Here is an 11565-nt window from a genome sequence, read left to right on the forward strand (position 1 = left end):
GAAAAAGCGTCTCTCACCGAAAGGGGTGAAGATGTCCTTTTCGCATGTCGAGCGGGGTCGGTGGTGGTTAGGTTCGATCTCGGCCGGGTTGAATTCGGAGCGGTTTCAGGGGGTCGGATCAGGTTGTCCCGTGGGGCGGAATTCGCCGGGGGAGCGGCGGGTCGAGAACAAGTTCCATTCTTCTCCCAGGCGAATACCTTCGAGCGCCTCTGGCCCGAAATCAGCGCGCGTGTAGACGATGTCTTCGACAACGGCAAGTTCTCGCACGGAAAGCAGGTCGGTGAACTCGAGCGCGCGCTCGCTGGCTACACCGGCGCTCGGCACGTCGTGGGCGTCAACAGCGGAACCGACGCGCTCGTGCTGCTGCTGCGCGGACTGGGAATTCGCCCCGGCGATGAGGTGGTGGTGCCCGCCTACTCGTTCATCGCCACGGCCACCGCGGTGGTCCTCGCCGGTGGTGAGCCGGTCTTCGCGGACATCGACCCGGTCAGCTACGCGCTCGACCCGGCCGAAATCGATCGGGTGGCCGGGCCGCGCACGCGCTTCGTGCTGCCCGCGCACCTGTTCTGCCAGATGGCCGACATGTCCGCCATCGACGCCGTCGCCAACGATCGCGGATTGACCGTGGTCGAGGACAGCGCCGAGGGGATCGGGATGCGGCAGCGGGGTTTCCACGCCGGGCTGCACGGAGCGGGGGGCGTGCTGTCGTTCTTCCCCAGCAAGACGCTCGGTGCGCTCGGTGACGCGGGCGCCGTGCTCACCGATGACGCCCGCGTCGCGGAGGCGGTCGCCGCGCTGCGCCACCACGGGCGATTCAGCAACACCCTGGACAACTTCCCGGGAATCGCCACCGAAACCGGTGCGGCGGGAACCAACAGCAAGATGGATGACATCCAGGCGGCCGTGCTGCTGGCCAAGCTGGAACACCTCGACGAGGAGATCGTCCGGCGCGCGGAGCTGGCCGAGCGCTACCGGCAGGGGCTGGACGGCCTCGTGCGGCTGCCGCAGGCCCCTGATCCGGAATCGGCGGTCTTCTACGTCTACCTGATCGAGGTCGACGACCGGGACGGGCTGGTCGACTTCCTCGCGCGCCGCGGCATCGGCACCGAGACCTACTACCCGGTCCCGCTGCACCTGCAGCCCTGCTTCGCCGGACGCGGCCACCGGTGGGGTGCGTTCCCGCGCGCCGAGGCCGCCAGCGAGCGCGCGGTGGCACTGCCGCTGTACCCCGACCTCGAACCGGAGCAGGTCGACCGAGTGTGCGCCGCCGTGCGCGAGTTCGTCACCGGGAGGGTCTGATGACGACGATTCCGTTCTTCCCGCCGGACCTGTTCGAAGGCGATCGCAAGGTCATGCTGGACCTGATTCGCGAGATCGGTACCGCTCCGGAGCAGAAGTTCATCCTGGGCGAGCACACGCGAGCCTTCGAGCGGATGCTGCGCGAGGCAACGGGTGCCGCGGACGTGGTGGCCTGCGGCAGCGGTACCAGCGCGCTGGGCCTGGTGCTGCGGGCGATGGAGATCGGGCCCGGAGACGAGGTCGTGGTCCCCGCCTTCGGCTGCGCGCCGCTGGCTTCAGCCGTGCTGGAGGTCGGCGCGCAGCCGGTGTTCGCCGATGTCGATCGGCACGCGATGGTTCTCGACCCCGAGGACGCCGCCGCGCGGATCACCCACCGCACCAAGGCGATCCTGCCAGCCCACATGTTCTCGATCATGGCCGACATGCCTCGGTTCGCCGAGCTCGCCGCCGAACGCGGGCTGCGGCTGCTGGAGGATTCCGCCGTCGCTCAGGGCGCGGTCCTGCGGGACACGCCTGCCGGGCTCTGGGGAGAGGCGGGCGTTTACTCGTTCGTGCAGGTGAAGTCGTTCGGGATGCCGGGCGAGGGTGGCGCTGTGGTGACGCGGGACGCCGAGCTGGGCCGCCGGGTGCGGGTGTTGCGCAACCACGGGCAGAACGGACAGCGGTTCGTGCACGAGGTGGTGGGCACCAACAGCCGCTTCGACGAGATCCAGGCGGCGTTCCAGACCTACCGCTTCGCCGGCTTCGCCGAGCGCTTGGAGCGCCGGGCGCGCATCGCCGAGCGCTACACCGACCGCCTCGCCGGGCTGCCCGGTGTCCTGCCGCCCCCGCCGGGACGGGAGGGGCGGTGCTACTACGTCTACTGCCTGCAGGCCGAGCGGCGCGACGAACTGCGGGACTTCCTCGCGGCCCGCGGGATCGGCTCGCACGTGTACTACCCGAAGCCGTTGCCGCAGCAGTCCGCCTTCGAGCCGCACGCCCCGGCGGACGACGAGTGGCCGAACGCCCAGCACGCGGCGGACCGGATCCTGGCGCTGCCGATCTACCCGCACCTCAGCGACGGCGAAGTCGAGTTCATCGCCGATGCCGTGCGCGAGCACTGCGAGGTCGCCGATGTCCACTGAGTTCGCAGCAGCGGAGCCGCGATCCAGGTTCCGCGGCTACCTGCGGTTGGGCAAGTTCGACGTCTACGACTACTACCTGGGCATCCTGATCGTCGCGGCGGCCGTGCAGCAGTCGCCCGCGACGCTGGTGCTGTTCCTGCTCGGCGAGATCGCGGTGATCGTGGCCGGGGTGGCGCTCGACGACATCACCGGCTACCGCGACGGCAGCGACCTGGTCAACTACGGGCCGGACAACAGGCTGCGCAAGAAGCTCCGCAAACCGCTGGTCGCCGGAACGCTGACCGAGGCCGAAGCGATCCGGTTCGCCTGGGGCGCAGCGGCGTCGGGGGCGATGCTGTGGGCGGCGGCGATCGTGACCGCTCCGCACCGGCCGATGTGGGCGATCGTGCTGCTGGCCGTCGTGTTCGTCGCGGCGCTGCAGTACTCCTACGGGCTCAAGCTCAGCTACCACGGCCTGCAGGAGGCGTTCCTGGTCGTGCTCGGCTTGACGCTGGTGCTGGCGCCCTACGGCCTCATCGCCGGTGAGTTCTCCGGGTTCGTCCTGGTGCAGGCGGTGCTGTTCGGCATGGGGCCGCTCATGTTCGGGGTGTACTCCAACACCAACGACGTGGACGGTGATCGGGCGGTGGGCCGGCCGACGGTGGCCGCGCTGACCTCGGAGCGAGGCAACGCCGCCTTCATCGGTGCGCTGTCGGCCGGTGAGTTCCTGCTGGGGGCGCTGGCCTCGCTGACCGGGGTCGCTCCGGGCTGGTTCGTGCTGCTGGTGCTGCCCGCCACGGCGCTGCGGGCCAGGCAGTTCCACCTGGGCTTCGCCCGCGGCGACATCATGCGCGCCCGCAAGCTCGGCTTCACCGTGCACCGGGTCTACGTGCTGCTGGTGGTGCTGGCCAACCTCCTGGTGGTGGCGGGATGAGCCCGGATCTGGACGTGGCGGTCGTCGGAGCCGGGATCGCTGGTCTCACAGCGGCTTTCGAGCTGCAGCGCGCCGGCTTGCAGGTGCGGGTCTACGAGGCCGCCGAGCAGGTCGGCGGCCGCATGGCCACCGCGCGGACGCACGGCTTCCAGGTCGACACCGGCGCCGAGCAGATCTCTCCCCGCGGATATCAGGCGACCTGGGAACTGCTGCACCGACTCGGTCTTCGAGCATCGGACGTGCCGCCGATCGGGCGGCCGATGTCGGTGTGGCGCGACGGCGAGCCCCGCTCCGGTTTCGCCTCGGCGCGCGGGCTGCTCACCGGCGCCGGGTTGTCCCCGCGAGCGAGGCTGGAACTGCTCCGCCTCGGGGAGAGCGTCGACGCCGACCACCCGGAGCGCTCGGCCCTGGGCGGGACCACGGTGGCCGAGTTCGCCCGCTCGCACCACCGCGACCTGCACGACTACCTGCTCCAGCCGGCCGCGTCGTTCTTCTTCTGGGACACCGCCCGATCCTCGGCGGCGGCGCTGCTCGGCCTGCAACGAGCGGTCGGCGACGCGGCCGCCTGGCGGACCTACCGCGACGGCATGGACGTCCCCTGCCTCCGGATGGCCGCGTGCCTGGACGTGCGCACCGGTCAGCCGGTCCGGGAGGTCGTCGACGACGGCTCCGGGGCGCGGCTGCGGATCGGCGACGACGTGGTGAGCGCACGGCAGGTGCTGCTGTGCGTGCCCGCACCGATCGCCGCCGAGCTGCACGCGAATCCACCCGCCGAGGAGGCGGAATTCCTGGGGGCGTGCACGTTCACCTGCGCGCTGAAGGTGGGGCTTCCGCTCGACGCACCGCTGGAACTGCCGGGGCGGCCGTATCTCTTGGTGACCCCGCGCGCGGAGGAGGACGTGCTGGCCGGTGTCGTCTTCGACGACGTCAAGAATCCCGCGTGCGTTCCACCGGGCAAGGGGCTGTTGACCGCCTACACCAACACCGGGACCACCCGGGAGCTGTTCGCCGCGGGGGACGACGAGGTGACCTCGCGAGTCGCCGCGGCGGTGTCGCGGTACCTGCCCGGATTCACCCACCGCGGGGGCCTGGTGCACCGCCACCGCAACGCCCTGCCCGAGTGCACCCCGGCCGCGCTGGCCGCGCTGCCGCGCTTCCGGACCCGGCCGATCGGCCCGGTGGACTACGCCGGGGACTGGACGATCCTGCGTCCGCACAGCGAGGGAGCCGTGCGCACGGCGGCGCTGGCCGCCTCCCGCACCTTGAGCCGGCTCGGCTCCCCGCTGCCGGTCTGACATCGACGAAGGAGTTCGCGTTGCGACCACACGACATGGGCGCGCTCTTCGACGAATGCGCCGAACGGGGACACCGCACGACGGTGCACCTGGATCGGCCGTTCGACATCGCCCCCGGTGGCGGGACGGTTTACGGCGTGCCCGCGCTGGCCGAGCTGGTGCGGGCGGCCGCGAGCTGGTGGTCGGCAGCCGGTGCCGGGCCCGGAACCCGGGTGGCGATCCTCAAGGACAACCACTGGGACATCGACCTGCTGGCCTGCGCGGCCGTGCGGACGGGTGCTGTCCCCGCGAAGCTGTCCGCGCACCTCCCCGCGGAAACCGCCTCGGCGTTGCTCGAACGCCTCGGACCCGAGGTCCTGATCACCACCGCGGCGGTGATCGAGCGGGCGCGGGCCGACGGGGTGGATCTGGTCGCCTTCGCACGCCGCACGATCTGCATCGACGGCCAGGTCCCGGGCGCCGCGCACCTCGATGGCCTGCGCGGGCACCCGGTACCTGCGCCGCGCCGACGCAGCCCGGACGATCCTCTGGTGATCACGCACAGCTCGGGCACCACCGGCGTGCCCAAGCTGGTGGTGCACTCCACGCGGACGATCATCGACAGGCTCGCCGGGTTCGAAGCGCTCCCAGCACCGGTGGTGGGCATCCGCCGGGACGACGTGCTGGCGACGGCGAGTTCCTACGCGCACGGGCGCACGTTCTGCTGGACCGCGGTGGCGCTGAGCACCGCGCCGAAGGAGATCGTGCTGCTCAGCGGGCAGGATCCGGACCGGGCCGATCCGCTGCTGCGGGAACACCCGCCGACGGTCGTGGAGGGAGTGCCCGCCGCCTTCGTCCGGCTGAAGCCGTTGACCGGGCGGCTCGCCAACCCGTTCCGGCGCGTCCGGCTGTTCGTGAGCACCTACGACGCCGTGCACCCGCCGACGCTGCGCGCCTACCTGAACGCCAGCAGGCGGCGCCGTCCGCTTTGGATGGACGGCTGGGGGCAGACCGAGACGGGACCGCTCACGTTCCGCCTGCACCGCCGGAGTTCGGTGGTCCGGCGCCGCGCGCAGACGCACCACGCGGGACATCCGGTACCGGTGAAGACCCGGCTGAAGCTGGTGGATCCGGTGACCTTCCGCCCGGTGCGGCCGGGGAAACCGGGCCTGGTGCTGGCGCGCACCGGCGCCCTGTGCCTGGACTACCTCGGCGAATCCGAGCGGTTCGCGAGCAAGCGGCTCGGTGCGTGGTGGAACACCGGCGACATCGGCGTCCGCGGGCGGGACGGAAGCGTGCGCCTGGTGGATCGGGAGGTCGATCGCGCGCCGGAGGGCAGTTGCCTGGCGACCGAGGACGCGCTGGAGGAACGACTTCCGCAGGCCCTGGAGTGCGTGCTACTCGCCCGTGCCGAGCGGCTCCCGCTGCCGGTGGTGGTCACCGCCGATGGCGCGCTGTCCGAGCGCGCCTGGCGGCACGCCTGCCACGGCCTGCCCGCCATGGCCGAACCGGTGGCGCTGAGCTGGGACGAGGTTCCCCGCACCGGAACCGGCAAGGTCCGCAGGCTGGAGCTGCTCGACCGGCTCACCGGCAAGACCGACACCTACGGAACCGGGCGGTGGACATGACGGCGCAGAGCTACGTATTCACCAACGAGAGCCCGCACAGCCGCGAACAGCACCGCTGCGTCTCCGCGGCCTACGACGCGATCACGACGGCACGGCTGGCCGAGACCGGTGTCACCGACGGATGGTGCTGTCTCGACGTCGGAACCGGGCACGGGACGGTCGCGCGCTGGCTCGCCGAGCGCGTGGCACCCACCGGCAGCGTGCTGGCCACCGACATCAGCCCGGGAGCCATCGAGCCGCACCCGAACCTGACGGTCGCGGTGCACGACATCACCGCCGACGGGCTGCCCGCCGAGCGGTTCGACCTGATCGCGGTTCGCCTGCTGCTGCAGCACTTCCCGCAACGCGCGGCGGTGCTGGACGAGCTGGTTCGCGCGTTGCGGCCCGGCGGCGTCTTGCAGGTCGACGAACTGGACGCCGGGTACGAACCGGTGCTGCTCGCCTCGGACGAGCGGCTGTACGAGCGGTTCCTCCGGGCGAAGAAGACGCACATGCGCTCGCGCGGGGGAAATCCCGAATGGGGGCGCGAGGCCGCCGGTGCGCTGCGCGCGGCCGGGCTCGTTGACGTCGACCCGCAGCCGTACATCGGCTCCCGCCACGCGGGATCGCCGGAGCTGGACCTGCAGCTGCACCACACGCATCAGCTTCGCGACGGGCTGCTCGCGGCGGGCATGACCGAGGACGAGCTGATCCGCGTGCGAGAGGTAATGCGCGAGAGCGGTTTTCGCGCCGCTTCCGGCGTTCTCTACTCGGTGCAGGGAAGGAAGGCGGACCGGACATGACGGCCACCGTTCGCCGGGCCGAGCTCGCCGACCGGGTGGCCGCCGAGCTGCTGCGCGAGCTCGGCGCGAGTCCGTCCGTGCGCTGCGAGATCGACTGGGCGGGTCCGGTGGAGCTGCCGCTGGCCGACGAGACGGCCGTGCAGGCGGCGTGCGGGATCATGCACGTGCACGGCCGGGCGTCCGGGACGCCGCAGCGCCTCGGGCTCGACTACGCTTCGACGGTTGCCGGAGTCCTCGCCGCGCAAGGGGCGTTGGCCGGTTCGCTCGCCCGCGCGCGCGGCGCGCGCATCGATTCGGCGCGCACCTCCGTCGCTCAGTCGGCGCTTCTGATCGTGGGCCAGTACCTCGCGGTTGCCACGAGTGATGACGAGTGGGCCGAGAGCTGGGAACCGGGTGGCCGCCCGCCTTTTCGAAGCCGCGAGGGAATCCGCTTCGAACTCGAGACGCTGCGCCCGGAGGGCTGGCAACGCTTCTGGCAGCAGCTCGGGGCAGACCCCGCGGACATCGCCACCGGGTGGTTGCCGTTCCAGCAGCGCTTCGCCACCGCCGCGGCGCGGTTGCCCGAGCGGCTGCACACCCGGCTGCGCCAGCTCTGCTACGCCGAGATCGCGCGGGCCGCCGAGGAGTCCGGGGTGAGTGCGCTGCCGGTGCGGGATGATCCGGCGCAACCGGTGGAGGTGCCCGCGTGCACCTTCCTGGACCTCCCGGGGTCGGCCACCGCCCGGTCCTGGACGGGTGGCGGCCCGCTGGACGGGATCGTCGTCGTCGAGTCCACCCGCCGAATCCAGGGCCCGATGGCCGGACACGTGCTCGGCATGCTCGGTGCCGAGGTCATCCGGGTGGAACCGCCGGGTGGTGACCCGATGCGCGGCGTTCCGCCGATGTCGGGGGAGTGCTCGGCGCGGTTCCGCGCGCTCAACGACGGCAAGCGCGTCGAGGAGCTCGATCTGAAATCGGCCGCCGGTCGGCGAGAGCTGCGCGAACTCGTCGCCGGAGCGGACGCCTTCGTGCACAACTGGGCACCGGGACGTGCCGAGCGATCCGGTCTCGACGCGGATGACCTCGCCCGCACGCGCCCGGGACTGGTCTACGCGTGGTCGTCCGGGTGGGCCCCGCTGGATTGGCCGTACCCGCCGCTGGGAACGGACTTCCTGGTCCAGGCGCACAGCGGCATCGCGGCGGCGGCCTACCCGCAGCAGGAACCGCCCGCGCCGTCGCTGCTGACGGTGACCGACATCCTGGGCGGGCTGGTGTGCGCCACCGGCGTGCTCGGGGCGCTGCTGCGGCGCGAGCGCACCGGGCTCGGGGCGCGAGTGGACAGCTCGCTGTACTCGGCCGCGGGAGTGCTGCCGCGCCCCGACCGGCGGCGGGCGCGCGCACCGAGGGACCGTCCGCTCGCCACCGCCGACGGGTACCTGGCGCTTTCCGAATCCCCCGGCCTGGATCCGGCCCTGCTGCGCGAGGACACGACCGAGAACTGGCGGAATCGGCTGGCCGAGCGCGGAATCCACGCCACGCCCGTGTGCGTGGACCTGCGCGAACTGGCCGCCGATCCGCGAGTCGGGAAGGCCCTGCACCACAGCACGCACGTCGCACCGACGCCTGCATGGGAGTTCGCATGACCTGGACGTCTCGCAACGGGATCGAAGTTCGCGACCTCGTACCCGGTGAGCTGCGTCGTCACTGGATCGACCGAGGGCTGTGCCCCGGCCGCGCGGTCTACGAGATGTTCACCGAGCGGGTCCGAGAGCACCCGCGACGGGAGGCCGTCATCGACGGGGACGTGACGCTCGACTACGAGGGCCTCGACCGGGAAGTGCGGCGCACCGCGTCCGCGCTGAACGCCGAGGGCCTCGGCGAGCGGGACATCATCGGGATCCGGCTGCGCAACGGGTGGCGCATGGTCGTCGCGGAGCTGGCGGTCGCCGCCGTCGGGGCGGTCGCCCTCCCGTACCCCGCGAGCGGGGGAACCCGGGACACGACGAGCTTGCTGGGACGGTCCCGCGCGGCCGCCGGGATTTTCGACGATCCCGCCGACCTGGAGGCCGCGGCCCGGATCCCGACCGCGCGCGCCCTGCTCTTCGACTCGCTGCGCGGTTCCGACGACTGGTCGGCACCCGAACTCGACCCCGAAGCGCCGGTCCGCATCCTGGTGACCTCCGGCTCGCAGGCCGAGCCGAAGATGATCGCCTACTCGCACAACGCGATGGCCGGTGGCCGCGCCAACTACGTCCGCGCGCTGCACGACGGCGCGGAACCGATGCGCGGGCTGATGCTGATGAAGTTGTCGTCCTCGTACGGTTCGCTGGTCACGCACGTGAGCATCGCGGCGCTGGGCTCGACGGTGATCCTGCGGGACGGCTTCGACGCGGAGGAGACCCTGCGGGCAGTCGGCAGGCACCGGCCGACCCACCTGTTCGGCGTTCCGACCATGCTGCGCAGGCTCGCGGAACACCCGCGCGTGGCCGGTGAGGACCTCTCGAGCCTGCGAACCGCGGTATCCAGCGCCGCACCGCTTTCGGACGTCACGGCGCGGGCGTGCGCGCAGCGGTTCGGCACCCGCGTGATCACGATCTACGGGTCCTCCGACGGGATCAACTGCCACACGGCGCGCACCGGCACCGGTGACGGGGCGGGCACCGGCATCCCGGATCCCGCGGTCGCCCAGATCCGGATCGTCGACGAACTCGGGAACGACGTCGCCGCGGGGAACAGCGGCGAGATCTGGGCGCGCGGGCCGATGACGCCGCTGTGCTACGTCGCCGACCCGGACCTGGACGCTCGGTATCGCACCCGCGGTGGATGGGTGCGCAGCGGAGACCGGGGCGTGCTCGACGAGTCCGGCCGGTTGCACGTGCTCGGCAGGCTCGAACAGGTCGTCTCACGGGGCGGCCTCAAGATCAGCCCGGCGGAGGTGGAGCGGGAACTGCGCGCGCACCCGGACGTCGTCGATGTCGCGTGCGTCCCGATCCCGGACGAGGAGCTGGGCGAGCGGTTGTGCGCCTGCGTCAGCCCGTCGGCCGGTTCTCCGGAGCTGTCCCTGGACGTGCTCACCGACTACTTGCAGCGCGATCGAGGGCTGGAACGGCGCAAGCTCCCGGAGTTCCTGCTGACGCTGCCGGAGCTGCCGCTGGCGCCGACCGGGAAGGTCTGCAGGCGCACGGTCACCGCGCTGGCCACCGAGCGCTTCCGGCCGGAGGGTCAGCCCGCGATGAGCTCCACGTCGAGCAGCCCGTAGTGGTAGTCGCGGATGGCCGCGAGCAGCTCGTCCTCGGACAGCGCGCCGCGGCCGTCCGCGTCGACGCGCTCGAAGGCCTCGGCGGCCTTGACCTCGTCCATGCCGAGCGCGGTCAGCCAGCACGTGAACTCCGCGCGGTCGAGCCGGCTGTCACCGTCGCCGTCGCAGAGCCGGACCACGCCCTGGACCACCGGACGCAGCGCCCGGTTGAACGCGGCCTCGCCCCGCTCGAAGATGAGGCCCTCGGCCGCCTTCTGGAACTGCACCTCGGTGATCGGCCCGTTCGACGAGACGCCGGCCTGATCGGCGCAGAGCTCGAACAAGCCGACCAGCGCGGCCTTGAGTCGCAGGGCGGTGCGCGTGGTGGGTTCCACGCCGAAGGCCCGCGCGATCCGGTCGGCCTCGTGCTCGAAATCCGTGCGCTGCAGATCCCCGCTGCCGTCGGAGTCCCACCGGTCGAAACGCGCCTTGATCCGGTCCTGCGCGACGACTCGCCCCACTTGACACCGTCCACTGTTGACTGACGTTTCGGTTGGCGTGCCGACAGATTAGTGCAACGTAGGTCGTCGCGCCCGGTGTGCGCACTGCGCGGCCGGGAGGTCGCAGCAGGTCAACCCAGCGGGCTGGAGCGCTGCCGGTGGGCACGGCCGATAGGCTCATCGCATGGCCATGTCAGTTCGTCTCGCCACCGAGGAAGACCACCCCGCGATCCTCTCGCTGCTGCGGTCCGCGCAGGAGGACGCGGTGCCCGAGGAGGAACGCGACAAGCAGGGATTCATCTCGGGCGGCTGGGACGAGGAAGCCCTCGCCGTCGCCGCGGAGGGCCCGGGCATCTTCCTCGCCGAGGAGAAGGACAAGCTCGTCGCGGTGCTGCTGACCGCGGACGGCAGCGACCCGGCGGGCTTCGACGGACCGGCTCGCCGGACCATCGAGATGACCAAGAGCCTGGAGGGCCCGGTGCTGCTCTGCGGACCTGTCGTGGTCGCCCCGAAGTTCCGCGGCCGAGGGGTCGTTCGCACGCTGCTCTCGGCGATGGCGCTGATGCTCGGCGACCGTTATCCCACCGCGGCCCTGTTCATCGAGAACTCCAACGAGCGCGCGCTCAAGGCCCACCGCGGGCTCGGGATGAAGAAGCACTCCAGGTTCACCCTCGACGACCGCGCCTGCACGGTCTTCACCTTCCGTCCCAAGGACTTCAGCCCCAAGCCCGTGAAGTAGCCCCGCCGGACTCGCGCCTTCGCGATCGGGCCCGGTGGTGTTGGGAGATGTTGCAGCGCGCCGTGTGCGTGGCGGTGCGGGTGGCGGGT

The 11565-nt window shown here is 71.7% G+C and carries 11 protein-coding genes; 9 read left to right on the forward strand and 2 right to left on the reverse strand.

Features of this window, described 5'->3' with window-relative positions; genetic code table 11:
• Positions 1–105: 105 nt before the first annotated feature.
• Complete coding sequence (locus tag ABD289_RS22320; RefSeq protein ID WP_344136773.1) at positions 106–324, reverse strand: hypothetical protein; 219 nt, start codon at positions 322–324, stop codon at positions 106–108.
• Here ABD289_RS22320 and ABD289_RS22325 point away from each other — a divergent pair.
• From ABD289_RS22325 to ABD289_RS22360, 8 genes are read left to right on the forward strand one after another with little or no spacing between them, the layout of a single operon-like run.
• Positions 220–1299 (forward strand): DegT/DnrJ/EryC1/StrS family aminotransferase, encoded by a 1080-nt coding sequence (locus tag ABD289_RS22325; protein WP_344136761.1) that lies wholly within the window; start codon positions 220–222, stop codon positions 1297–1299. The genes ABD289_RS22320 and ABD289_RS22325 overlap by 105 nt on opposite strands.
• Positions 1299–2423, forward strand: coding sequence for a DegT/DnrJ/EryC1/StrS family aminotransferase (locus ABD289_RS22330; protein ID WP_344136397.1), 1125 nt, complete (start codon positions 1299–1301; stop codon positions 2421–2423). Before ABD289_RS22325 ends, ABD289_RS22330 begins: the two co-directional genes overlap by 1 nt.
• Positions 2413–3336, forward strand: a complete 924-nt coding sequence (locus ABD289_RS22335) for a UbiA family prenyltransferase (protein ID WP_344136400.1) — start codon at positions 2413–2415, stop codon at positions 3334–3336. The genes ABD289_RS22330 and ABD289_RS22335 overlap by 11 nt, the downstream gene beginning before the upstream one ends.
• Positions 3333–4631, forward strand: a complete 1299-nt coding sequence (locus ABD289_RS22340) for a protoporphyrinogen/coproporphyrinogen oxidase (RefSeq protein WP_344136403.1) — start codon at positions 3333–3335, stop codon at positions 4629–4631. Before ABD289_RS22335 ends, ABD289_RS22340 begins: the two co-directional genes overlap by 4 nt.
• Before the next feature lie 20 nt (positions 4632–4651).
• On the forward strand, positions 4652–6238 hold the full coding sequence (locus ABD289_RS22345; protein WP_344136406.1) for an AMP-binding protein: 1587 nt from the start codon (positions 4652–4654) through the stop codon (positions 6236–6238).
• Positions 6235–7020, forward strand: a complete 786-nt coding sequence (locus ABD289_RS22350; protein WP_344136409.1) for a class I SAM-dependent methyltransferase — start codon at positions 6235–6237, stop codon at positions 7018–7020. The genes ABD289_RS22345 and ABD289_RS22350 overlap by 4 nt, the downstream gene beginning before the upstream one ends.
• Positions 7017–8642, forward strand: a complete 1626-nt coding sequence (locus ABD289_RS22355) for a CoA transferase (protein WP_344136412.1) — start codon at positions 7017–7019, stop codon at positions 8640–8642. The genes ABD289_RS22350 and ABD289_RS22355 overlap by 4 nt, the downstream gene beginning before the upstream one ends.
• The gene (locus ABD289_RS22360) at positions 8639–10258 is read left to right on the forward strand and encodes a class I adenylate-forming enzyme family protein (protein ID WP_344136415.1); all 1620 of its coding nucleotides are present in this window, start codon (positions 8639–8641) and stop codon (positions 10256–10258) included. Before ABD289_RS22355 ends, ABD289_RS22360 begins: the two co-directional genes overlap by 4 nt.
• Here the strand turns inward: ABD289_RS22360 and ABD289_RS22365 are convergent.
• Positions 10222–10758: an EF-hand domain-containing protein gene (locus ABD289_RS22365; protein WP_344136418.1), complete on the reverse strand. Its 537-nt coding sequence runs from the start codon at positions 10756–10758 to the stop codon at positions 10222–10224. The genes ABD289_RS22360 and ABD289_RS22365 overlap by 37 nt on opposite strands.
• Before the next feature lie 163 nt (positions 10759–10921).
• Between ABD289_RS22365 and ABD289_RS22370 the strand changes: the two genes are divergently transcribed.
• Positions 10922–11476, forward strand: a complete 555-nt coding sequence (locus tag ABD289_RS22370; RefSeq protein ID WP_344136421.1) for a GNAT family N-acetyltransferase — start codon at positions 10922–10924, stop codon at positions 11474–11476.
• The last annotated feature ends 89 nt before the right edge of the window (positions 11477–11565 follow it).

The organism is Saccharopolyspora halophila, assembly GCF_039531955.1.
GTDB lineage: Bacteria > Actinomycetota > Actinomycetes > Mycobacteriales > Pseudonocardiaceae > Saccharopolyspora > Saccharopolyspora halophila.